Below are 24,831 nucleotides of genomic sequence, written 5' to 3' on the forward strand. Positions count from 1 at the left end.
CAAAAAATAGACACATAACAAAAATAATGCTCAATGGAGCTGAGTGAGCAGAACGTGAAGAAGCAAAGACCTGTCCATCTAGACCTGCAAACGATTCGCTTTCCTGCAACAGCGATCGCGTCAATCCTACACCGCATTTCCGGTGTCATCATGCTATTTGCTATTGGTATCCTTCTTTGGTTGTTAAATTCAACTTTAACATCAGCAGAAGGTTTCGCTAGCGTACAATCCTTGTTCGATGGTTTCGTGATGAAGTTCATCCTCTGGGGGATTCTAACTGCGTTGGGTTATCACTTATTAGGTGGCATTCGTCATTTAGTAATGGATTCCGGCCGCTGGGAAGAATTACCTTCGGGTGTCGCATCAGCTAAGGCTACATTTGCACTAGCAGCAGCCTTTTCAATCATAGCGGGGATTTGGGTATGGTAACAAACGCAGCAAGTTTTGGACGCAGTGGTGTTCATGACTACATTTTATTACGCGCAAGTGCAGTGATTCTCGCTTGTTATACTGTCTTTTTAGTTGGCTTTATCGCGTGTAGTGCCCCGTTAACCTTCGAGATTTGGAATGGCTTATTCAGTTCACTTCCAATGAAAGTATTTACCCTAATAACGCTCGTTGCTTTACTTATCCATGCGTGGATTGGTGTATGGCAAGTGTTGACTGACTATGTCAAACACACTGCGTTACGTGGTGTATTACAATTTACCTTTGTTGTGGTCGCGTTTAGTTATTTAGCGTCAGGCATTGTAATAGTGTGGGGTGTATAAGTGAGTATTCCAGTACGCGAATTTGATGCAATCGTAATCGGCGCTGGTGGCGCTGGTATGCGTGCGGCATTACAGATTTCTAAAGAAGGTAAAAGCTGTGCGCTTTTATCAAAAGTGTTTCCAACTCGTTCACATACCGTGTCAGCTCAAGGTGGTATCACCGTAGCATTAGGTAATGCGCACGAGGACCATTGGGAACAACACATGTATGACACGGTTAAAGGTTCTGATTTTATCGGTGACCAAGAAGCCATCGAATTTATGTGTCAAACCGGTCCTGAAGCGATTATCGAATTAGAGCAAATGGGCTTACCATTTTCTCGTTTTGAAAACGGCACTATTTATCAGCGTCCTTTTGGTGGCCAATCTCGTAACTTTGGTGGCGAGCAAGCGGCACGTACTGCCGCTGCGGCTGACCGTACAGGGCACGCGCTACTTCATTGTCTTTACCAACAAAACGTCAAGCATAAAACAGATGTTTACTCTGAATGGTATGCTTTAGATCTCGTTAAAAACGAAGATGGCGTGATTGTGGGTTGTACTGCAATTGAAATTGAAACCGGTGAAATTGTTTACTTTAAAGCTAAAGCAACCATTTTAGCGACCGGTGGTGCAGGGCGTATTTACGCATCGACCACTAATGCTCACATCAATACTGGCGACGGTGTTGGTATGGCTGCTCGTGCTGGCGTTCAGTTACAAGACATGGAAATGTGGCAATTCCACCCTACGGGTATTGCTGGTGCTGGGGTACTAGTAACCGAAGGATGTCGTGGTGAAGGTGGATACCTGTTAAATAAAGACGGCGAACGTTTTATGGAACGTTATGCTCCTAACGCAAAAGATTTGGCATCTCGAGACGTGGTTGCACGTTCAATGATGACTGAAATCCGCGAAGGTCGTGGTTTAGATGGTCCATTAGGTCCACATTGTCTGCTAAAACTTGATCACTTAGGTAAAGAGACTTTAGAAGCCCGTTTACCAGGTGTATGTGAATTATCTCGAACGTTTGCACACATCGATCCGGCTGATGGTCCTATTCCAGTACTACCAACTTGCCATTACATGATGGGTGGCTTGCCAACTAAGGTCAGTGGTCAGGTTATTCGTAAGAACGACGACGGCACTGAACAAGATGTATTAGGTTTGTTTGCTGTAGGTGAGATAGCTTGTGTATCGGTTCACGGTGCAAACCGCTTAGGCGGTAACTCATTACTTGACTTAGTGGTATTTGGTCGCGCTGCAGGTCAACATTTAGGTAAAGCATTAGATGCAACACCTGATCCAAAAGCGGCGTCTGACGTAGAAATTAATGCATCACTTGCCCGTCTTAATCGTTGGGAAAACAACAAAGACGGTGAAGATCCTGCGGTTATCCGTAAAGACCTTCAATTGTGCATGCAATTAAATTTCTCTGTTTTCCGCAGTGGTGATGCCATGGCAGAAGGTTTAGAACAGCTTCAAGCTATTCAAAAGCGTCTTGAAAATGCGAAGTTATCTGACAATTCAAAAGAATTTAACACCCAACGTATTGAGTGTTTAGAGTTAGATAACTTAATGGCAACTGCGCTTGCGACTGCTTATGCAGCTAATTTCCGTACTGAAAGCCGCGGCGCGCATTCTCGTGAAGATTATTTAGAACGTGATGATGACAATTGGTTATGTCACAGCTTATTTGACCCTGTAACGACTGCGATGAGCAAGCGTGATGTCAATATGGCACCTAAATTACGTGAAGCGTTCCCACCTAAGAAACGTACCTACTAAGGCAGGAGTTGCAAAGATGAAATTAACATTTGCATTGTATCGTTATAATCCTGATGTAGATACCAAGCCTTACATGAAGGATTACACCCTAGAAGTGCCTGATGGCTCTGATATGATGGTGTTAGATGCGTTAATTAAACTGAAAGAACAAGACCCAACGCTTGCGTTCCGTCGTTCATGCCGTGAGGGTGTGTGTGGTTCTGACGGTCTGAATATGAATGGTAAAAACGGCCTAGCGTGTATCACGCCATTATCGACCCTTAAAGGGAAGAAAATTGAAATCCGTCCTTTACCAGGCATGCCGGTAGTTCGTGATTTGGTTGTAGATTTGACTCAATTCTACAAGCAATACGAAAAAATTAAGCCTTATCTGATTAATGATGAAAAGGCGCCAGCTCGTGAACATTTACAATCACCTGAAGAGCGTGCTCATTTAGATGGTTTATATGAATGTATCATGTGTGCATGTTGTTCTACTGCTTGTCCATCATTCTGGTGGAACCCGGATAAGTTTATCGGACCAAGTGGTTTACTCCATGCATATCGTTTCTTGATTGACAGCCGCGACACGGCAACTGAAGAGCGTTTATCTGAACTAGATGATGCTTACAGTGTGTTCCGTTGTCATGGCATCATGAACTGTGTTGATGTTTGTCCAAAAGGATTAAACCCAACTAAAGCGATTGGTCACATTAAGTCAATGCTGCTTAAGCGAGCTGTTTAATGCACCAAACAGAGCAAAATAGTTTACGTTATTGAGCTCGATTGAGAGTCATCTTCCTAGTGGGGATGGCTCTTTTGTGCGTTTAAGTAAGACCTTCTGCTATTATCTTTGAGATAATTTCAGTGTACGTGTGATGTAACTTTAGTTACTCACTGTTATGTTTATGGCTAGCACGTGTATCAAGTTTGAAAGGAATAACAATGCACCAAGGCATCATGAAAGCCTGGCTCGATTCATCACATCTAAGTGGTGCTAACTCGACCTACGTAGAAGAGATGTATGAAGCCTATCAAGAAGATCCGCAATCAGTGACTGCTGATTGGCAGCTTGTTTTTGATAACCTCCCGCCCGTGAACGGTGCCTCAATTGAAGTACCTGAAGCCGCCCACTCTAAAGTTCGTGACTATTTCCGTAGCTTAGCCCTTGAAAGTCGCTCTAAAGGCGCTGCACGCGTCAGTGACCCTGAGCTAGATGCGAAGCAAGTTAAAGTTCTACAGTTAATTAATGCTCACCGTTTTCGTGGTCACCAAAATGCTAATCTCGACCCATTAGGGTTATGGAAGCGTGAAGCTGTTCAAGAATTAGATCCGGCTTATCATGGCTTAACCGCTGAAGATATGCAGCGCGAGTTTAATACTGGTTCATTCGCCTTAGGCGGTGAAACCATGAAGCTTGCTGATATTATTCGCGCGTTAAAAACCACTTATTGTGGTTCAATTGGCGCTGAATACATGCACATTACTGACACTGACGAAAAGCGTTGGATCCAACAACGTCTTGAGCCAACGTTAGGCAAGGCAAACTACGATAACGCGGTAAAAAAACGTATTCTTGAAGGCCTGAACGCTGCCGAGGGTATGGAAAAATACCTTGGTGCTAAGTTCCCGGGTGCCAAACGTTTCTCGTTAGAAGGTGGTGACGCGCTTGTTCCTATGATGCGTGAAATCATTTATCGTGCTGGTGAAGCTGGTACTAAAGAAATCGTCGTAGGCATGGCTCACCGTGGTCGCTTAAATCTATTAGTCAATATTCTAGGTAAGCGTCCTGCAGAATTGTTTGACGAATTTGCCGGTAAACATGCAGATACCCATGGTTCAGGTGACGTTAAGTATCACCAAGGTTTCTCATCCGATTTTGAAACGCCAGGTGGTAATGTCCATTTAGCGTTAGCCTTTAACCCATCTCACTTAGAGATCGTTAATCCAGTGGTTATTGGCTCAGTGCGTGCTCGTCAAGATCGTCGTGGTTGTAAAGACGGTTTACAAGTGATGCCAATTACCATTCATGGTGATTCGGCAATTACAGGTCAGGGTATTGTACAAGAGACATTTAACATGTCTCAAACACGTGGTTTTACTGTGGGCGGTAGTATTCGTATCGTAGTCAATAACCAAGTGGGCTTTACTACGTCTAATCATGCTGATGTGCGTTCTACAGAATACTGTACTGATATCGCTAAAATGGTTCAGGCACCCATTTTCCACGTTAATTCAGACGACCCAGAAGCCGTTGCGTTTATTTCTCAGCTTGCTGTTGATTATCGAAACGAATTTAAGCGTGATGTTGTGATTGATTTAGTGTGTTATCGCCGCCATGGTCATAACGAAGCGGATGAGCCTAGTGCAACACAGCCGTTAATGTATGCCAAAATCAAGAAACACCAAACTCCCCGTAAAATCTACGCTGACAAACTGATTGCTGAAAATAGCATTGCCGCTGATGAAGTCACGGGCTTAATTAACCATTACCGTGATGCATTAGATGCCGGTGATTGTGTGGTGAAAGAATGGCGTCCAATGACGTTACACACAGTTGACTGGACACCTTATTTAAATCGCGAGTGGGATGAAGATTATGCCAGCGCCATGACCATGGAACGCTTACAGAATCTTGCTAACAAACTTGTGGATATTCCACAAAACCATACATTGCAATCTCGCGTAGCGAAAATTTACGGCGACCGTCAAGCGATGGCGAAAGGCGAGAAGCTACTTGACTGGGGTTTCGCTGAAACGCTAGCTTATGCCTCTATCCTTGAAGATAACAAGCGTGTACGTATCACCGGTCAAGACTCTGGTCGTGGTACTTTCTTCCATCGTCATGCTGTTCTGCATAACCAAAAGGATGGCACCACTTATTTACCATTGCGTAATGTGGCAGATGAGCAAGCGCCCATCGACATTACTGACTCAGTATTATCTGAAGCATCAGTTTTGGCCTTTGAATATGGCTATGCCACAGCAGAACCTGGTGGATTAACCATTTGGGAAGCGCAGTTTGGTGACTTTGTTAACTGTGCGCAAGTGGTTATCGATCAGTTCTTATCATCTGGTGAGCAAAAGTGGGGCCGTTTATGTGGTCTAACAATGTTGCTTCCGCATGGCTATGAAGGTCAAGGTCCTGAGCATTCGAGTGCCCGTTTAGAGCGTTTCTTGCAACTGTGTGCTAACCACAATATGCAGGTGTGTATCCCGTCTACACCGGCGCAGGTTTATCACATGTTACGTCGCCAAGTGGTTCGCCCTATGCGTCGTCCATTAGTGGTGATGTCACCTAAATCGTTACTACGTCATCCATTAGCCGTGTCTAGTATGGAAGAGCTTGCTGAAGGCACTTTCCAAAATATTATTGGCGAGGTGGATACCTTAGATGCCAGTAAAGTCGATCGCGTTGTGTTTTGCAGCGGTAAAGTTTACTTCGAGTTACTTGAAAAACGCCGTAAAGAAAACATTAATAACATTGCCCTTATTCGTGTTGAACAGTTGTACCCGTTCCCTGATGTGGAAATGCGTGCAGCACTAGAAACATATCAACATGTTAAAGACTTTGTATGGTGTCAGGAAGAGCCGCAAAACCAAGGTGCATGGTACTGTAGTCAGCATCACTTCTGGGCTAACATTCCTGCAGGCGCTCAATTAACTTATGCCGGTCGTGAAGCTTCAGCTGCACCTGCATGTGGTTATCCTGCGTTGCATGTACACCAGCAAGAATCATTAGTGAATAGCGCATTAAAACTGTCGTAATAGATAATTTATATAAAGGGAAGCTTTCAATGAGTATCGAAATTAAGGTACCCGTATTACCAGAATCAGTTGCAGATGCAACGATTGCTACTTGGCATGTTAAACCTGGTGAAGCGGTCACTCGCGATCAAAACTTAGTTGATATCGAGACTGATAAAGTTGTATTAGAAGTGGTTGCTCCAGAAGACGGTTCTATCTCTGAATTGTTATTCCAAGAAGGTGACACTGTTTTAGGCGAACAAGTTATTGCTAACTTTGTTGCGGGTGTTGTTTCTGGTCAAGAAGTGACTAAAGCTGAAGCGCAAGCTCCTGCTGCAAGCGAAGCGACAAGCGATGAGTCAAGTGATGCATTAAGCCCATCTGTACGTCGTTTAATTGCTGAGCATAATTTAGATGCTGCCAACATTAAAGGTACTGGTGTAGGTGGACGCATTACTAAAGAAGACGTTGAAGCGTTTGTTAAGTCTGCACCTGCTGCCAAGGCGGCCCCTGCTGCAGCACCGGTCGCGCCATTAGAAGGTCGCAGCGAAAAACGCGTTCCAATGACTCGTTTACGTAAAACCATTGCTACTCGTTTATTAGAAGCTAAAAACTCGACTGCAATGTTAACCACGTTTAACGAAGTGAACATGAAGCCAATCATGGATATCCGTAAGCAATATCAAGATATCTTTGAAAAACGTCATGGTATCCGTTTAGGCTTTATGTCTTTCTACATTAAAGCGGTCACCGAAGCGCTTAAACGTTTCCCTGAAGTTAACGCGTCAATCGATGGTGATGACATTGTTTATCACAACTATTTCGACATCAGCATCGCTGTGTCAACGCCTCGTGGTCTGGTAACCCCAGTACTACGTGACACTGATACCATGAACTTAGCTGAAATCGAAAAAGCGGTTCGTGAATTAGCTATTAAAGGCCGTGACGGTAAATTATCTGTTGCTGACATGACTGGCGGTAACTTCACTGTGACTAACGGTGGTGTTTTTGGCTCGCTAATGTCTACGCCAATTTTGAACCTGCCACAAAGTGCAATCTTAGGCATGCATGCCATTAAAGATCGCCCTATGGCAGTCAATGGTCAGGTTGAAATCCTGCCTATGATGTACCTAGCACTCTCTTATGACCATCGTATTGTTGATGGTCGTGAGTCTGTTGGCTTCTTAGTCGCAATTAAAGACTTCTTAGAAGATCCAACTCGTCTGCTACTTGATCTATAAGTGAGTAGATAAAACCCTCGTCGCTGGCTCAGGTTGAGCCAGTTGGATTTGATTAGAAGTATATGGATAGATCATCATGAATTTGCATGAGTATCAGGCAAAAGCCTTATTTGCCGAATATGGTTTACCAGTCTCTGAAGGTTTTGCATGTGATACTGCTCAAGAAGCAGTAGAAGCAGCGGGCCACATTGGCGGAGATTTATGGGTTGTTAAGTGTCAAGTACACGCAGGCGGCCGCGGTAAAGCTGGTGGCGTTAAAGTGACTGGCAGTAAAGACGAAATCAGAGCATTCGCTGAACACTGGTTAGGTAAAAACTTAGTGACTTACCAGACTGACGCTAATGGTCAGCCAGTGGCTAAGATCCTAGTTGAAAGCTGCACTGACATCGCCAACGAATTGTACTTAGGTGCAGTTGTTGACCGTAGCACACGTCGTGTTGTGTTCATGGCATCAACTGAAGGTGGTGTTGAAATTGAAAAAGTGGCTGAAGAAACGCCAGAACTTATTCACACTGCAATTATCGATCCGTTAACAGGTCCACAAGCTTACCAAGCGCGTGATCTTGGCTTCAAGTTAGGTTTAAACCCAACGCAAATGAAGCAGTTCACTAAGATCTTCATGGGTCTTGCGAACATGTTTAACGATCATGATTTTGCATTATTAGAAATCAACCCACTTGTTATCACAACTGAAGGTAACCTTCACTGTTTAGATGGCAAGATTGGTATTGATGGTAACGCATTATTCCGTCAACCAAAAATCAAAGCAATGCACGACCCATCACAAGATGATGCTCGTGAAGCGCATGCGGCTAAGTTTGAATTAAACTATGTTGCTTTAGATGGCAACGTTGGTTGTATGGTTAACGGTGCAGGCCTAGCAATGGGCACTATGGACATCGTAAACCTACACGGCGGTAAGCCTGCTAACTTCTTAGACGTTGGTGGTGGGGCAACGAAAGAACGTGTTGCTGAAGCATTTAAAATTATTCTTTCTGACGCAAATGTTAAAGCTGTATTGGTTAACATCTTCGGTGGTATTGTACGTTGCGATATGATCGCTGAAGGTATTATCGGAGCAGTGAAAGAAGTTGGCGTTAAAGTGCCAGTCGTTGTACGTCTTGAAGGTACTAACGCCGATTTAGGTCGTGAAGTATTGGCGAAATCTGGTCTTGATATCATCGCGGCAACAAGTCTAACTGACGCGGCTGAGCAAGTAGTTAAAGCTGCGGAGGGCAAATAATGTCTGTTTTAATTAACAAAGATACCAAGGTAATCTGTCAAGGTTTCACTGGTGGTCAGGGTACTTTCCACTCTGAACAGGCGATTGCTTATGGCACGCAAATGGTCGGTGGTGTTTCTCCTGGAAAAGGTGGTCAAACTCACCTAGGTCTTCCAGTGTTTAACACGGTTAAAGACGCGGTAGCGGCAACAGGTGCAACAGCAACGGTTATCTACGTACCAGCACCATTTTGTAAAGATGCAATCCTTGAAGCAATCGATGCTGGCCTTGAGCTAATCGTTTGTATTACTGAAGGCATCCCTACACTTGATATGCTACAAGTGAAAGTGAAGCTAGAAGAAACTGGCACTCGCATGATCGGTCCTAACTGCCCAGGTGTTATTACTCCTGGTGAATGTAAGATTGGTATTATGCCTGGTCACATCCACAAGCCTGGTAAAGTGGGTATTGTGTCACGCTCTGGTACATTAACGTACGAAGCGGTTAAGCAAACTACTGATGAAGGTTTCGGCCAATCTACTTGTGTAGGTATCGGCGGTGACCCAATTCCTGGTACTAACTTCATCGACGTATTGGAAATGTTCCAAAACGATCCACAGACTGAAGCGATTGTTATGATCGGTGAAATCGGTGGTAACGCTGAAGAAGAAGCGGCTGCTTATATTAAAGCAAACGTCACTAAGCCTGTAGTATCTTACATTGCGGGTGTTACTGCACCAGAAGGTAAGCGTATGGGTCATGCTGGCGCAATTATCGCTGGCGGTAAAGGTACAGCTGAAGATAAGTTTGCAGCTTTAGAAGCGGCAGGTGTAACCACTGTTCGTTCTTTAGCAGACATCGGTAAAGCATTACGCACTAAAACTGGCTGGTAATTCATTACCTAGCTTGATAAAAGGCGCTTAGGCGCCTTTTTTGTTCCTTTTTTATATTGGTATTATCTATGGCCATTGTGAATATTATTTTTCCAATTATGTTGATAGTTGCACTTGGCTATGGGCTTACTCGAGCAGGTTTTTTTAGTAAAGAACAGATTGCTGGGCTGAGCAAATTTACTTTTTATGTCAGTATTCCAGCGTTTTTATTTACCAATATGTTGGCAGCACCGTTTGCCCAAAGTATTGATCCCTCTTCGTTATTGGCTTTTTATTTACCTGTGTTATTCGTATTTGCTGTTGGATATCAAATTAATCGATATTTTGGTGCTAAAACTCAACAGCGCAGTGATGCGAGTGCTGTTTTTGCATTAGGCTGCAGTTATTCCAACACTGTGATTGTGGGCTTGCCTGTTATCACCGCCGCATTGGGTAAAGCAATGATTGGTTCGATATTCATGATCATTACCTTTCATAGTGCCATTTTATTTGCGCTGACTTTTGTATTGGCCGCTCGTTCGCAACAGCAAGGATTTTCGTGGCGCAACTTTACTCGCTCTATGGTGTTTAATCCGGTGGTATTAAGTATAGGACTTGGGATTATAGCCAATGGACTCAATATAAGGTTAGGCCAACAACTTGATGATGGGTTAGCATTATTAGCGAAACCGGCTCTGGCTTGTGCTTTATTTGTGTTGGGTGCCAACCTTAGTTTTTATCGAATAGGCGACAATTGGCGCTTTGCCTTGCTAGCCAGTGCTGTAAAAATACTATTATTACCGGCTTTGGTTTACCTCATGGCGGATAAGGTGTTTGAGTTTTCTGCACAAAACACCATTATGTTAGTCTTGTTAAGTGCTTCACCGTTAGGTGTCAATGCGTATTTTATTGCGACAGAGATTAAACAATATGAATCAACCTTAGGGAGCACAGTGGTGTTATCAACCTTGTTATCAGTATTGAGTTACAGCTTATGGCTGGCATGGTTGATTTAGTGTGGGTAAAATAGACAATAAAAAAACCAGCAACATTGCTGGTTTTTTTGCATAACACAGTGACTATTCGTCGGCGTGATCGCAAGTGTCGTTGGTGCAGTGTCCATAAAGATACAAACTGTGGTGAGTCAGTTTTATATTATGACGCATAGCAATTTCGTCCTGGCGGCGTTCAATCACTTCATCAGAAAACTCAATCACTTTGTCACAAGTTAAACACACCAAATGGTCATGGTGTTGTTGTGTCGACATTTCAAATACGGCTTTGCCACTTTCAAAATGGTGACGATTAAGGATCCCGGCATCGTCAAATTGGTTTAATACTCGATATACCGTTGCTAAGCCAATTTCTTCGCCAACCTCAAGTAGTTTTTTATACAAGTCTTCCGCACTGATATGCTGATTCTCAGGCTCTTGCATCAGTTCTAGGATTTTAACTCGCGGCAGCGTTATTTTTAATCCGGCTTTTTTTAGCGCTTGATTTCCATCTGTCATTGCTAATCTCTTGATTGCAGAACCCATCGGTTCATCGGTGGATAATCTAATCATTATATGTCTTGAATATAAAAACATAAACCTCTTAACGCGCTTAATCAACCTATATGAAGAATATTTAGTAAAACATTTACTTAAGTTGATAGTATTTACGTGATATTGCTTAAATATCATCAGTAAACTTACTAATACTAAGGGATTATTGCACCTATAAGATGTAGGGTTATGATGAGACTATGTGATCTGTAGATGAAAAATGTTGCTTATTGGTCGTAGAGTTTAATGATATCGCCCGATAAAGTGTTAATGTTAAATTATAGCAATATGTGAATCATAACAACAATAAAGGACGTAACATGTACCGGCAAATTGTGGTACTGACCGGCGCGGGGATTTCAGCTGAGTCAGGCATTAAAACTTTTCGTGATCAACATGGTTTATGGGAGGAACATCATATAGAGGATGTTGCCACACCCGAGGGGTATGCCCGTGATGTCGAGTTGGTTGAACGTTTTTATAATTCACGTTGGCAGCAACTCCACAGTGGCGAAGTGTTACCCAATGCAGCCCATGAAGCGTTAGCCAAACTGGAAGCTGAATTTGATGGTGAATTACTCGTCATTACTCAAAATGTTGATGATTTACATGAGCGAGCGGGGTCTCGTCGGCTATTACATATGCATGGTGAATTATCAAAAGGCCGTTGCCCACAATCATTACAAACGTTTGTATTACGCGAACCTTTTGGCGTAGATAATTGTTGCACCTGTTGTATTCCGGGTAAACGCTTACGTCCACACATTGTATGGTTTGGTGAAATGCCCTTTGGTATGGATAGAATTCATGATGCATTAGACCATTGTGATTTATTTATCGCCATTGGTACATCGGGAACTGTCTATCCTGCCGCAGGTTTCGTCGATTCAGCAAATCATCATGGTGCACAAACGGTTGAAGTTAATTTATTGGCGGCAGACAGGCACAGTCAATTTCAGTATCATTTAACCGGTAAAGCGGGGGAGATTGTGCCAAAGTTAGTGGACAAAATTCTAGCAGGCGAGGTGATTGGCAGTGACTCAGGGGAGTGACATCTTAAGCTCAAAAGGGACTCATGCTAAGGTCGCAATTATTATGCGTGGTTTACCAGGGAGCGGTAAGTCATATTGGGTTGAACATTTTATTGGTTTATTAGGCATTGAACAGTCTATGCATATTCGCCAATACGGTTACTTTTCAACCGACAGTTATTTTTATGTAGAAGGTGAATACCAATTTAATCCACAAAAGTTAGCTCAATATCATCAAGCCAATTTAACTGCTTTTATTCATGCTTTAGCACGCCAAGAACCTGTGGTCATTTGTGATAATACCAATGTGGCTAAATGGGAGTTTATGGCTTACGAAGCGGCGGCAAATGCGTTAGGGTATCAGGTTCGCGTCGTGTTAGTGGGTCAACCTAAAAATGCTGAACATCAACAATTATGCGCTGAGCGTAATCGTCACCATGTCCCTTTAAGCCATATTAAAAAAATGGGTCATTTGTTTGAAATAACCGAGTAATTAAGCATTAAAAAAGGCGCTAAAAGCGCCTTTTTTGTACCATTTTCAATGTATTATTGCGGCGTAACCGGGGTAGTAAGGTCAATGCTATAAATAGCAAAACCTGATACAACATCATCGGTTGTGGGTAACTTCACCATTTTACGTTGTTGATTTTCTTCAACAAACTTATCAGCTAGTTCGCTATCTTGCGTTTCAAAACGAATGTCTAATGCAACGGTTGCATTGTCGATGGTTTTAAAGTCCCAGTTGTAGTCAGCAGATGGGTCAACCATTGCATCATATCCGCCAGTCGCATTAGGTTGTGATTGGTCAGTGATATAAGCAGATAACGCATCACGGTTGGTATCTGGTAGTTCAAGCACTACGTGATCAGAACCTGTGCCTGCAAATGAGCCACCAAACGCGCGGTAGTTATTTGACGCAACAATAAATGACATTTCTGCTAATTGGTCACCGGTGATCACATTGCCTTCATCATCAGTGTAAGCTAAATCAACAATACGATTAGCATCAGCATTAACCACTTCACAGCTACGGTCAAACTTGCTTGGTTGAGTCACGTCAATTTTATACGTTAAGCCATCGATAACATCAAAGTTGTACGTTGGGTGACCAGCACGATTAATTAAGTTTTGTGGAGTACTGACTGTTGGGTCAATTTGGTTAAATTGGTTGGCTGAACATTCTAGCCAATCTTTTAACTCTGCACCGGTCGCTTTTACTGCAACCATAGTATTTGGGTAAAGGTATAAATCAGCCGCGTTTTTGTATGACAAGTTACCCGCAGGCACTTGCACATATTGGCTTGCATCACCTTCAGCATAACGACCACCGGCTTTAAATGGCGCAGAAGCAGACAGAATCGGTAAGTCTTTTAAATCATCGGTGATTAAGGCTTTAACGCGCGCAATTTGAGCATTTGATACAATTTGAACCGTAGGATCATCTTGTACTAATGTTAAAAAGCTATACATGTCAGCAGCTGCAACACCAATGGGTTGGCTTACATATTCAATCGTACCGTTATGTTCTACTTCAATTGCATCACGTAAACTGTCTTCACCATCAACTAAAGCCACTTTGTTGGTGTTGTCGTAAATTGGACGTGCAATTGCTGTTGACTCTTCATGAATGACAGTCCATTTGTCTTCAACTTGGCGTAATACTAAGTCAACGACACCAAGGTTATCACCCCAACGACCAGGCATAACTGCAGGAACGCCGTTTAACAGGCCTTTCTCTACGTCAGTGTTCGGTAAGTCGCTATAAGTTGCTGATGGAAAAACCGAATGGCTATGACCGAAGAAGATGGCATCAATGCCATCAACATTGGTTAACGCGTAAGTTGCGTTTTCAGCCCATGGATCACCAGGGTTTTCACTTGAGCCAATACCTGAATGTGGAATAGCTAAAATAATATCAGCGCCTTCAGCTTTCATTTGAGGCACAAATTTATTGGCAGCTTGAACAATACCTAATACTTCGACTTTTCCGTCTAAGTTAGCTTTATCCCATTGAAGGATTTGAGGGGGCACGAAACCGATATAACCAATTTTTATGGTGTGCTCGTTACCTGCAACGTCAGTAACGACTTTATCTTTGATGATATATGGGGTAAACATGTTTTCATTAAATAACACATCATCCCAACAGCCGTCTTTGTCAGCACAAATTACGTTAGCATTAATATAAGGGAAGTTAGCACCGCCTAATGATTGCTCTAAAAATGATAAACCGTAATTAAATTCGTGGTTACCAATATTGCCGACTTCATAATCAAGCGTGTTCATCGCTTTATAAACTGGGTGGGTATCGGTAAGTATATCGTTTTCAGTTTTGAATTTATTTGCAATATAGTCACCCATCGGACTACCTTGTAATAAATCACCGTTATCGACTAATACTGAGTTTGTGACTTCAGCACGAGCAGCATTGATTAGGCTTGCTGTGCGCACAAGGCCAATGGTTTTATCTTCACTACCTGAATAATAGTTATAATCCATCATATTAGTATGAAGATCAGTAGTTTCCATGACGCGTAAATTAATATCTGCGCTAACAACACTTTTGTTATCGTTGTCAGAGTCACAAGCTGTCATGCCCATGGCGCCAGCAATAACAACGGCTAGTAGTTTTTTATTTAACATATTTGTCTCTCTGTTTTTTGACCCCGAGGCGTACTTTTTTGTTTTTGCCTCATACGTAGAGTTAACATTTGTTATCAATATTGATGACAAAGTGAAAACACTGAGCGAGTATAAACATGATAAGTGAATAAATTGTGATGAAGCGCCAATTTAATTTAAATAAAAGGTGCGTTTGCTCAATTATTCGGCGTTATTGGTGCTGTGAAGTACTTAATGATGACGTTAAATAAAAGAATTAGCGGTGGATACATTAAACACTATGTTTAGCATTTATGATTGGTTATGAATTTAATTAATATAATAAAATGGCGGTGTTAATTTTTGTTTTGAATATATATTCATTTAGATTGTTGTTATATTCGCAGCGACATCATTGTCACTGCGAATATAAATATAACTTAAGTTAATGATGGCTTATTTTAAAAAGCCTCTGCTGCGTAATAAAGGGTCAATACCTGCTTCTTTCCCTCTAAACTCTATGTAAAGCTCCATAGGATCTGCGCTCCCCCCTTTCGACAAAATATTATCGCGGAATTTTTGTGCGGTGATAGGATCAAATATGCCGTTTTCTTTGAATGCTTCAAACGCATCTGCGCTAAGAAGATCAGACCATAGATAGCTGTAATAACCTGCTGAGTATCCGCCAGCAAATATGTGCGAGAAATATGTACTGCGGTATCTTGGGGCTATTTCATTAATTAAGGCCATTTTGTCTAATGATGCCTGTTCAAATTTTGCAGCATCTCGAAGGGTGTTATCTTCCAATGAATGCCAATCCAAATCTAAGTATGTTGCAGCCATGTATTCTACAGTGGCAAAACCTTGGTTAAATTGACTCGCAGCCTGGATCTTTTCAATTAATGATTGTGGGATGACTTCACCGGTTTGATAGTGTGTTGCAAATTGCGCTAACACTTCAGGTTGTGTCATCCAATATTCCATGACTTGAGAAGGAAACTCGACATAATCTCGCGGCACGGCGGTGCCCGATTGTGATCGATATTTCACATCAGATAACATCCCATGTAAAGCATGTCCAAATTCATGGAATAGGGTACTTGCTTCATCAAACGTTAATAAAGCTGGCTCATTACCCGCAGGGCGAGGGAAGTTAAGCACATTAACGACAATGGGTTTAGAGTCAACACCATTCATATTGTACTGTTGACGATACACATTCATCCAAGCGCCACCACGTTTACTTGGACGGACAAAATAGTCGCCCATAAACACTGCCATCAGGCTACCGTCTTTATCGTAAACTTCCCAAGTGCGAACATCTGGGTGATATGTTGGCAAGTCATCACGCTCTTTAACGGTTATCCCATATAAACGGTTAGCAGTATAGAAAACGCCTTTTAAGGTGTTGTTAAGCGTAAAGTAAGGCTTAGTTTGTTGCTCATTAAAGTCGTATTTAGCGACACGGATTTTGTCTGAGTAATACCACCAATCCCAAGGTTGGATGGTTATGTCAGCACCTTGAGCATCAACCAAAGCCTGCATGTCGCTGACTTCATTGTTGGCTTTCTTAATTGCTGCAGGCCACACTTTATCAAGTAACTTGTATACGTTATCTGGGGTTTGTGCGGTGCGATCTTCGAGTACAAAGTGGGCATGGCTCTTATAGCCCATAAGTTGAGCAACTTCAGCACGTAATGCCGCTACCTGAGCTAAAATAGCTTTGTTATCGTGTTCGTTATTATTATTCGCTTTTGAGATATAAGCATTATATATCTTCTCGCGTAACGCTCGGTTATCGGCATAAGTTAAAAATGGCGTAATTGAAGGACGGTTTGTGGTAAATATCCATTTCCCCGGATGCCCTAGACGAGTCGCTCTGCGCGCAGCTGTGTCGATCACATCTTTTGGCAGCCCTGATAATTGCTCTGGCTTATCGAGGATTAATTGAAATGCATTGGTTTCAGCAAGTACATTATCACCGAAACTCAGGTTTAATTTACCAATTTGCTCATTTAAATCGCGTAATTTAATTTTATCTTCTGCCGATAAATTGGCACCGCCTCGAGTAAAGGCACGGTAAGTATCGCCGAGTAACTTAGCTTCTGCACTATTGAGTGATAGGCTTTCGCGTTGGTCATAAACGGCTTTGACTCGTTTAAACAACTTATCGTTTAGGTAGATATCATCTTTTGAGGCCGAAAGTTTTGGCGAAATTTGTTTAGAGATATCTTGTAGAGCCTCGTTTGTATTCGCGCTAGTTAAGTTAAAAAACACATATGTGACTCTTGTTAATAAATCGCCAGAAAACTCCATTGCTTCGATGGTGTTGGCAAATGTTGGTGCCTGAGGATTATTTGCAATCACCGATATTTGTTGTTGTAGTTCTGCAATACCGGCCTCAAAAGCGGGTAAAAAGTCATCTGGGGTAATACTGGCAAAGTCTGGAATGTCAAAGAAGGTGCCATAAGGCTTAAAAAATGGATTATCAGCGTGTTGTTGTTTTATTTGCTCTGCTGTTAATGGCACTTCTGTTGAAACGTGTTGGGTTGACGAAACAGAACATGCATTTAGTGCGAAGATTAACGCAATGCTGGCGACAATAGGTTTAAGGGTTGCTCCCTTCATAAGGTGTCCTCTTGATTAGGTTTTCTATCCTCAATAATGAGCAATAAAATGTGAGTCGTTATTGTTTTGGTTTTTACGGTCAACATTTTACTTATTTAGACGTGAAGATGATGAAGATAGATGTAAAGATTTTGCTTAGTTTGTAACAAAAAAACCGAGCAACCTAGGTTGCTCGGTTTTCATTGGCCGATTTGTCGATCGTTCAGAGCTTATAATCGTGCCATTAATGACCGATTGCCGCTGAGCCTGCACGTCTTGGGTCTGACGCCCCAAAAATACCTTGTTCAGTCACCATAATGGACTGAGTGCTGCCAATCGATTGTTGAGTTTTTACGTGATGCCCTTTTGCTTCTAACAGTGAAATGGTATCACGGTTTAACGTATGTTCAGCCCATATAAAGTCTGGCTGCCATTGGTGATGGATACGTGCCGCTGCGGTGGCTTCTGCAATATTCAATTTATGGTCAATCACATTCATAATGATTTGTAAGGTAATGTTGATAATACGTGAACCACCAGGGCTACCTGTCACGATGAAGGGTTTTCCATCTTTCATTACAATGGTTGGGCTCATTGAGCTTAATGGGCGTTTATTGCCTTGTACGGCATTGGCGTCACCACCAATTAAGCCGTATCCATTTGGCGTTCCCGGTTTTACCGAAAAGTCATCCATTTCATTGTTGAGTAAAATACCGGTGCCTTTTGCGACTAAACCTGAGCCATAGCTAAAGTTAAGGGTGTACGTATTAGCAACAGCGTTGCCCCATTGGTCAACAACAGAGTAATGAGTCGTTTGATCGCTTTCATAACCTGCAAGTTTACCCGGTTTAATTTCACTGCTTGGGGTGGTTTTGTTTATCGCGATTTTATCGGCAATAGAATTGGCATATTCACGGCTAATTAATTGTTTTACTGGCACAGTAACAAAATCAGGGTCGCCTAAAAATTCACTGCGATCAGCATAGGCATACTTCATGGTTTCAGCCATAAGGTGTAGCGTATTTGCCGTATTGTGTCCTAACTGATCAATGGGGAATTTTTCGAGGACGTTGAGCATTTCAATAATATGAATACCGCCTGATGACGGTGGCGGCATAGAGACGATTTCGTAACCACGATAATTGCCGCGCACAGGTTCACGTTCAACCACTTTGTAGTTTGCTAAATCTTGCAAACTCATTACGCCACCGGCTTCTTTTACCGCCGCAACGATTTTCTTCGCCGTTTCACCTTGGTAAAAACCTTCGCTACCTTTCTGGGCAATGAGTGATAACGAGTGCGCGAGTTCTGGCTGCTTTAAAATTTCATCCACCTGATAGTCACTGCCATCAGCATGGTAAAAAATTTCAGCAGAGCTTGGCCATTGCGCAATGCGTGATTTTAAGCCGCTTAAAGAATTCGATAAATCAGAGGTGACAACAATGCCGTCTTTGGCTAACTTTATTGCTGGTGCAATGACTTGTTTTAAACTCATGGTGCCGTATTTTTGTCTTGCAAGTTCCATCCCCATGACGGTACCTGGCACACCCACCGCTAAACCATGTTCACGGCTTAGTTTATCAACGGCGTTACCTTGTTCATCTAAAAAGATATCTTTATGAGCTTTGCTGGGCGCTGTTTCACGGTAATCTATCGCGATGGTTTTATTTTGTTCGGCTAAGTGCACTAACATAAAGCCGCCGCCGCCAATGTTACCTGCGCGTGGCAAGGTGACGGCGAGGGCATATCCGACCGCAACAGCGGCATCAACAGCGTTACCGCCTTGCTTTAAAATATCAACACCAATTTGGCTGGCGATAGCTTCTTGGCTTGAGACCATGCCATGTTTGGCATAAATTGGCTGGGCGGTTGCCATTTCGCTGAAAATAGAGGTTTCATTAGCATAAGAAGGTGTACTATTTAGCGCGGGGTTGCACAAGGTGATAGATAATGCGGCGCTAAGTAATAAGGGTTTCAATTTAGGGAGTCGTTTCACGATCTTTCCTTGGTGTTGATTTATTTGATTAAGTTGTAAAACATGCCACATGATCGCGACAATTGGTATGAGAATGTAGGCCAATCTATTTAAGCATTAACGGGTAGGTATCGGTGAAAAATAACGAGACGTTAGTTTATCAATTCAGATTTATTAATACCATTAGTGAAATAACAAAAATTCAATGGAATGAATATTTTGATGCTAGTCAACCGTTTACGCGTCATGAATATTTATCCGCTTTAGAATTAAGCCAATGTGTAAGCCATAAAACCGGCTGGCAACCGCATCATCTGGTGGTGAGTCAAGATGATACGATTGTAGCGTTAATGCCGTTGTATATTAAAACCCATTCTTGGGGCGAATACGTCTTTGATTGGGCGTGGGCTGAAGCGTATGAGCGTAATCAATTAGACTATTATCCTAAACTGGTGAGTAGTATTCCTTTTACGCCAACAACGGGTGCTCGTATTGGTTTTTTGCCTACGTTAAGCAATGGTGAAAAACAGCATGTCACTTCAGAAATCATTACAGTAATAAAGCAGCAATTAAGCGAGCGGCAATGGTCTTCTTGGCATGGATTATTTAGCCATAAAGCTGAACATACCCTGTGGGCAAATACCGGCATTATTCAGCGCCATGGATGCCAATTTCATTGGCGTAATAATGGTTATGTGGACTTTAATGATTTTTTAAGCAGCATGAACTCCAGAAAACGCAAAAATATCACCAAAGAGCGTGCGCAAATACAAAAGGCGCAATTACGCTTTACCTTTGTCAATGGAACTAACGCCACCGATGAGCAATGGCAAGGTTTTGTTCGCTGTTATCAACGGACTTACCTAAAGCGATCGGGTCATCAAGGGTATTTGTCTGCAGATTTTTTTAAGTTAGTCGCCCAAACAATGGGGGAGTCAATCAGATTATTAATGATTCACAATACACAAGATGAGTTGGTGGCATCAGCGCTTTACTTTGTTTCAAACACCCATTTGTACGGTCGTTACTGGGGGGCGCTGAGCGATTACGATGGTTTGCATTTTGAAGCCTGTTATTATCAAGGCATCGAATATGCAATTGCTAATCAACTAAGTGTGTTTGATGCTGGCGCGCAAGGTGAGCATAAAGTGGCAAGAGGTTTTTATCCGGTAGCGACTTATTCAAGCCATGTGATTAATCATTCTGCATTTAGTGATGCCATTGCAGATTTTTGTCAGCAAGAGCAAGCACACATTAAATTGTATATTGAGCAAATGACGCAACAGTTACCCTATAAAACCAGTAATTAATCTCGTTTTTGGGTGTTAATCCAGCGCGAGCCACACACCTACGAGCATCATTAAGCTGCCAGCGATACGGTTCATCCAGCGGATATTATCGCCGCGGCTTAAAAACAAACGTAAGCTTTTGCCGCCGCTGGCATAGGCCAACATCGATACACTTTCGGTTATCATAATAATACCCAGCAACACACCAAGTTGCGGACCAACTGGATTGTCGACATTGATAAACGGTGGCAATAACGAAATCATAAATGCCCAACCTTTCGGGTTGGCAATGGCAGTAATAAACCCCTGGCTTATTAAGCTTGCTCGGCGGGTGTTCACTTGTGTACTGTCAATGACTGCCATTTTGCCTTTGGCGCGCCACATATTAATACCGATATAAATTAAATAACCGCCACCCACCCACTTCAGTAAATCAAATACCTGTGGGTAATTAAGCATAATACTCGCTACACCTAGCACGGCTGCAATGGCCACTAATGCCACACCGACCAGTTCACCTAGCATCATCCATAAGGTTTTGCGTACTCCAACACTCATGCCCAGTGTCATGGCTAAGGTCATGCACATACCAGGGGTGATGGAGACAAAAAAGAAGGTAGGAATAAACACGGCAAGTACGGCGTAATCAGGCATTGGCGTCAATTATCAATAACAGAATGTGGCCAAGTGTAATGGCCTAAAATGATAAAAACCAGCAATTTGCTGGTTTTTATGTATCAAATTATACCGATTGCTTACAACACACCTCGTTTGATTTGGTCGCGTTCAATAGATTCAAATAACGCTTTAAAATTACCCTCACCAAAGCCCAAGTTATTTTTACGTTGAATGATTTCAATAAAAATAGGGCCAAATAAGTTTTTAGTGAAAATTTGCAGTAAATAACCTTCTTCGTCACCATCAACTAAGATTTGATGATGCTTAATACGCTCACGGTCTTCAGTGACCTGCGGTAACTTCTCAAAAATAGTGTCGTAATATTCAGGAATAATATCTAACGTTTGTATTGATGTGCCTTCCATCGCATCTAAAGATGCCACAATATCTCGGCTTCTAAAGGCTAAATGTTGTACGCCAGGGCCGTTATATTCACCTAAATATTCATCGATTTGGTTGTTGTTATTGCCTTTACCCTCATTGATTGGGATACAGAAACTGCCATCGGGAGAACGTAATGCATAAGATACTAATGCTGTTTGTACGCCGCTAATGTCAAAATATCGCACTTCGGTAAAGCCAAAGATATCCTTATAAAAGTTAGCCCATTTTTCCATGGTACCTTTGTAGACATTGTTGGTTAAGTGGTCGACTTCCATAAAGCCTTTTTCGGGCGTGACAACCGGTTGGTCTAAATCGATAAAGTCAGTTTGATAGATATTGTTTTGCTCACCAAAGGTGTCGATGAAATAAATTAAGCTGTCGCCAATACCGTAAATGGCCGGGTAGGGCATGTCTTTGTTTGCATCATCAGCGGGTTTTGCACCACGATTAACTGCTTCTGTGAACGCAAAGTTAGCATCCTCAACGCGCCAGCCCATTGAGCAAATTGCTGGGCCGTGTGATTTAGCAAATTCAGCTGAAAAACCACTACGGTTTTTATTGAGCAAAAAGTTAATGTCGTTTTGTTTGTAGTAGACGATGTCGTTATTTTTGGCTTTTTTTAACATCGAAAAACCAAAATCAATAAAGACCTGGTGCATATATTGAGTATCTGGGCTGGAAAATTCAGTAAATTCGATACCTAAAAGCCCCAGTGGATTAAGTTCGCTAGCCATTTTGTTTTCCTTTATTTTCTGTCAACACGCCATCACTCTTTGGTGACTTGGGTTAGTTAAATTACATCTTAGTTTTCTAACCAAGAACGGTTGTAGTCAGCACTCATGCAATGTTTAACATGGGTGGTTAAATTGAGTGGGGCGAAGGTATCGACCATCACTGCGTATTCGTATGTTTCTGTTTTACCAATTGATGCTTCTGTACGGCCTGGTTGTGGGCCATGTGGCACCCCTTTTTGATGCAGCGTCATGTAACCGGCTTCAATACCAGTGCGGCTCATAAAGTCACCGTCAACGTAATAAAGCACTTCGTCACTGTCGATATTGTTGTGGTAATAAGGTGCCGGGATCGACTTAGGGTGAAAGTCATAAGGGCGTGGCACAAAATTGCAAATAACAAAGTTGTGTGCACTAAAGACTAAGTGCTCAGACGGCGGTAAATGAATTTTGCCAACTTTGGGGGCGTACTCGCTAATATTAAACGCCCAGGGATACACACAACCGTCCCAACCGACTAAATCGAATGGATGCCATTGCAACATCATTTGCTGGTAGCGCTCGCCAAATTTACACACTAAGGCAAACTCACCTTTTTCAACTACGGCATCGGTTAAGGTTGGGGTGCGAATATCACGCTCGCAATACGGCGCCGACTCAAGCATTTGGCCGTATTCATTTCGAAAGTGTTTTGGTACTTCCACCATTGACGATGATTCAATCACAAACAAGCGTACGTTTTGATAATCGTTAAAGGTTAATTGGTAAGTAGTACCGCGCGGAATAATCAAGTAGTCCCACTTTTTGGTGTTAATCACGCCGTATTCGCTTAACAGTTTGCCTTCGCCCTCGTGGATAAAAACCACCTCATCGGCATACGCGTTGCGGTAAAACGCATTTGTAGGCTCTGTGACCTTAGCGGTATACATGGCGACATCGTTATTAAAAAAGATTTTATTACGTGCGCTAAAAAAATTGCCCTGACAATCGGCCTGGCGAGAGTCGAGTTTATAGTTTTGAATTAATGGGTCTTGCCATTGCTCGCCATGACTTAACGCGTATGGTTTAACATCAATCGCTTTGGTTGGCATATTATGGTGATATTTATTGGAATAAATATTTGAAAACCCATGAGTTGAGAACAACTCTTCGCGGTAAAGCTCACCATTGTCTTTTTCGAAAGCGATGTGACGCTTTGGCGGCACTTGACCTTGTTTAACATAGAATGGCATTTGATTGTCCTCTGACTCATCGACAGCATGTGACGTGGCTGAGTGTTAATTATTGTTATGGCCTAATCGTACTGGGCAAACCAATATGTGATCTTATTAACAATTTAGTGGTAAAGATCAACAAAAAAAAGAATAATAAATAACTTGTCTTAATCAAATTATTAGATTGTCTTGTTGGCTTTACATAAGTGTATTGATAACAAGACACAGGAGTGGGTATGCGGATTGATATTGATGCGTTTAATGTTCTGCAAGTCCTTGTAGAAGAAGGGAGTTTTTCTAAAGCATCTGAACGTTTACATAAAGCGCAATCGGCGGTGAGCTACCAGGTTAAGAAGTTAGAGCAACATTTAGGGGTGACATTATTTAATCGCGATAATTACCGAGCTGAGTTAACGCCTGAGGGTAAAGTCATTTTGGCTGAAGGCCAGCGACTATTGCAGCATTTGGCCAATATAGAACATTTAGCCAGCCGTTATAGTCAGGGCTGGGAGCCAAAGCTTGAATTAGTGATTGATGGCGCGTTACCTATGGAGCCCATCATGAGCGCATTAAAGTTGATGTCAGAGCATAATATCCCCACCAAAATTCAGTTAAATATGGAGTTCTTAGGTGGTGTGCAACATCGATTTGAGCGCGATCAAGCAGATCTGATGTTAGTGAAAGATTATCGTACAGGGCCGTCTTATCATCCTAAGCCCTTGCCGACGATAACCAGCGTGTTGGTGGCTTCTCGATTGCATCCATTGAGTCAACGACAAGGCATTAAATTGCCTGAGCTACAACAACATGTAGAGCTCACCATTGAGGATTCATCACCTGATAAACGTGCCCGCGATGAAATGCAATTTGGCGGTGATAAAGTGTTTTATCTTTCGGGCTTTATTATGAAAAAAAATGCCTTACTAAAAGGTTTGGGTTTTGGCTGGATGCCCGATTTTTTAATCACTGAAGAATTAGCCAATGGTGAGTTAATGGCAATTGATTTTATTGGCGGCAATCGTTTTCGTTTTACCCCACAATTGGTGTCAACATTAGACCGACCATTAGGCCGAGCAGGGCAATTATTTACTGAACTTATCTTGCAAGAATTTGCGTTATATCAACAGCAACAAACAGGATTAAGCGGGGCAGGCTTAGGTTAATTAAGTGATATCA

General features: G+C 42.3%; 20 protein-coding genes. 13 read left to right on the forward strand and 7 right to left on the reverse strand.

The features are described 5' to 3' along the window. The first annotated feature begins 33 nt into the window (after window positions 1-33). The 9 genes from sdhC (at window position 34) to PQR79_RS01830 (ending at window position 10,614) form a co-directional block, all read left to right on the forward strand. Window positions 34-429: a succinate dehydrogenase cytochrome b556 subunit gene (gene sdhC / locus PQR79_RS01790; protein ID WP_238103444.1), complete on the forward strand. Its 396-nt coding sequence runs from the start codon at window positions 34-36 to the stop codon at window positions 427-429. Continuing rightward, window positions 423-770, forward strand: a complete 348-nt coding sequence (gene sdhD, locus PQR79_RS01795) for a succinate dehydrogenase, hydrophobic membrane anchor protein (RefSeq protein ID WP_238103446.1) — start codon at window positions 423-425, stop codon at window positions 768-770. The genes sdhC and sdhD overlap by 7 nt, the downstream gene beginning before the upstream one ends. After that, the gene (gene sdhA / locus PQR79_RS01800; RefSeq protein WP_238103447.1) at window positions 771-2,537 is read left to right on the forward strand and encodes a succinate dehydrogenase flavoprotein subunit; all 1,767 of its coding nucleotides are present in this window, start codon (window positions 771-773) and stop codon (window positions 2,535-2,537) included. A gap of 16 nt (window positions 2,538-2,553) precedes the next feature. Then, window positions 2,554-3,261, forward strand: coding sequence for a succinate dehydrogenase iron-sulfur subunit (locus tag PQR79_RS01805; RefSeq protein ID WP_160054164.1), 708 nt, complete (start codon window positions 2,554-2,556; stop codon window positions 3,259-3,261). A 200-nt stretch (window positions 3,262-3,461) separates the two neighbouring features. Next, window positions 3,462-6,284 carry a 2-oxoglutarate dehydrogenase E1 component gene (gene sucA / locus PQR79_RS01810; RefSeq protein WP_238103448.1) on the forward strand — a complete coding sequence of 941 codons (2,823 nt, stop codon included), beginning with the start codon at window positions 3,462-3,464 and terminating at the stop codon, window positions 6,282-6,284. Window positions 6,285-6,313: 29 nt separating this feature from the next. Beyond that, window positions 6,314-7,504 carry a 2-oxoglutarate dehydrogenase complex dihydrolipoyllysine-residue succinyltransferase gene (gene odhB / locus PQR79_RS01815; RefSeq protein WP_238103449.1) on the forward strand — a complete coding sequence of 397 codons (1,191 nt, stop codon included), beginning with the start codon at window positions 6,314-6,316 and terminating at the stop codon, window positions 7,502-7,504. A 76-nt stretch (window positions 7,505-7,580) separates the two neighbouring features. Continuing rightward, a complete protein-coding gene (sucC, locus tag PQR79_RS01820; RefSeq protein ID WP_238103450.1) occupies window positions 7,581-8,747 on the forward strand; it encodes an ADP-forming succinate--CoA ligase subunit beta in 1,167 nt (388 codons plus the stop codon). Then, entirely contained in the window at window positions 8,747-9,619 is an 873-nt protein-coding gene (gene sucD / locus PQR79_RS01825; RefSeq protein ID WP_188916543.1) for a succinate--CoA ligase subunit alpha, read from the forward strand. The genes sucC and sucD overlap by 1 nt, the downstream gene beginning before the upstream one ends. A gap of 68 nt (window positions 9,620-9,687) precedes the next feature. Beyond that, window positions 9,688-10,614, forward strand: coding sequence for an AEC family transporter (locus PQR79_RS01830; RefSeq protein ID WP_238103451.1), 927 nt, complete (start codon window positions 9,688-9,690; stop codon window positions 10,612-10,614). Between the two features lie 63 nt (window positions 10,615-10,677). Here the strand turns inward: PQR79_RS01830 and fur are convergent, their stop codons facing one another. Next, window positions 10,678-11,109: a ferric iron uptake transcriptional regulator gene (gene fur, locus PQR79_RS01835; RefSeq protein ID WP_188916637.1), complete on the reverse strand. Its 432-nt coding sequence runs from the start codon at window positions 11,107-11,109 to the stop codon at window positions 10,678-10,680. A gap of 356 nt (window positions 11,110-11,465) precedes the next feature. Between fur and cobB the strand changes: the two genes are divergently transcribed. Both cobB and PQR79_RS01845 read left to right on the forward strand, forming a co-directional pair. Beyond that, window positions 11,466-12,197 carry a Sir2 family NAD+-dependent deacetylase gene (gene cobB / locus PQR79_RS01840; RefSeq protein ID WP_238103452.1) on the forward strand — a complete coding sequence of 244 codons (732 nt, stop codon included), beginning with the start codon at window positions 11,466-11,468 and terminating at the stop codon, window positions 12,195-12,197. A 43-nt stretch (window positions 12,198-12,240) separates the two neighbouring features. Further along, window positions 12,241-12,669: an AAA family ATPase gene (locus PQR79_RS01845; protein ID WP_238103453.1), complete on the forward strand. Its 429-nt coding sequence runs from the start codon at window positions 12,241-12,243 to the stop codon at window positions 12,667-12,669. Between the two features lie 53 nt (window positions 12,670-12,722). On the opposite strand, the gene PQR79_RS01850 is transcribed toward PQR79_RS01845, so the two are convergent. From PQR79_RS01850 to ggt, 3 genes are all read right to left on the reverse strand, one after another. Further along, the gene (locus PQR79_RS01850; RefSeq protein WP_238103454.1) at window positions 12,723-14,819 is read right to left on the reverse strand and encodes a bifunctional 2',3'-cyclic-nucleotide 2'-phosphodiesterase/3'-nucleotidase; all 2,097 of its coding nucleotides are present in this window, start codon (window positions 14,817-14,819) and stop codon (window positions 12,723-12,725) included. 414 nt (window positions 14,820-15,233) lie between these two features. Further along, entirely contained in the window at window positions 15,234-17,405 is a 2,172-nt protein-coding gene (locus PQR79_RS01855; RefSeq protein ID WP_238103455.1) for a M3 family metallopeptidase, read from the reverse strand. 223 nt (window positions 17,406-17,628) lie between these two features. Then, on the reverse strand, window positions 17,629-19,380 hold the full coding sequence (gene ggt / locus PQR79_RS01860; protein ID WP_238103456.1) for a gamma-glutamyltransferase: 1,752 nt from the start codon (window positions 19,378-19,380) through the stop codon (window positions 17,629-17,631). Between the two features lie 113 nt (window positions 19,381-19,493). Between ggt and PQR79_RS01865 the strand changes: the two genes are divergently transcribed. Next, window positions 19,494-20,669 (forward strand): GNAT family N-acetyltransferase, encoded by a 1,176-nt coding sequence (locus PQR79_RS01865; protein WP_238103457.1) that lies wholly within the window; start codon window positions 19,494-19,496, stop codon window positions 20,667-20,669. A gap of 15 nt (window positions 20,670-20,684) precedes the next feature. On the opposite strand, the gene PQR79_RS01870 is transcribed toward PQR79_RS01865, so the two are convergent. From PQR79_RS01870 to PQR79_RS01880, 3 genes are all read right to left on the reverse strand, one after another. After that, window positions 20,685-21,302: a LysE family translocator gene (locus PQR79_RS01870; RefSeq protein ID WP_238103458.1), complete on the reverse strand. Its 618-nt coding sequence runs from the start codon at window positions 21,300-21,302 to the stop codon at window positions 20,685-20,687. A 101-nt stretch (window positions 21,303-21,403) separates the two neighbouring features. Further along, on the reverse strand, window positions 21,404-22,444 hold the full coding sequence (gene hppD, locus PQR79_RS01875) for a 4-hydroxyphenylpyruvate dioxygenase (RefSeq protein ID WP_238103459.1): 1,041 nt from the start codon (window positions 22,442-22,444) through the stop codon (window positions 21,404-21,406). Window positions 22,445-22,512: 68 nt separating this feature from the next. Further along, complete coding sequence (locus PQR79_RS01880) at window positions 22,513-23,673, reverse strand: homogentisate 1,2-dioxygenase (RefSeq protein WP_238103460.1); 1,161 nt, start codon at window positions 23,671-23,673, stop codon at window positions 22,513-22,515. A gap of 218 nt (window positions 23,674-23,891) precedes the next feature. Here PQR79_RS01880 and PQR79_RS01885 point away from each other — a divergent pair, with 218 nt between their 5' ends. Then, on the forward strand, window positions 23,892-24,818 hold the full coding sequence (locus PQR79_RS01885; protein WP_238103461.1) for a LysR family transcriptional regulator: 927 nt from the start codon (window positions 23,892-23,894) through the stop codon (window positions 24,816-24,818). Window positions 24,819-24,831: the final 13 nt, after the last annotated feature.

This window comes from Shewanella metallivivens (assembly GCF_028750675.1).
GTDB lineage: Bacteria > Pseudomonadota > Gammaproteobacteria > Enterobacterales > Shewanellaceae > Shewanella > Shewanella metallivivens.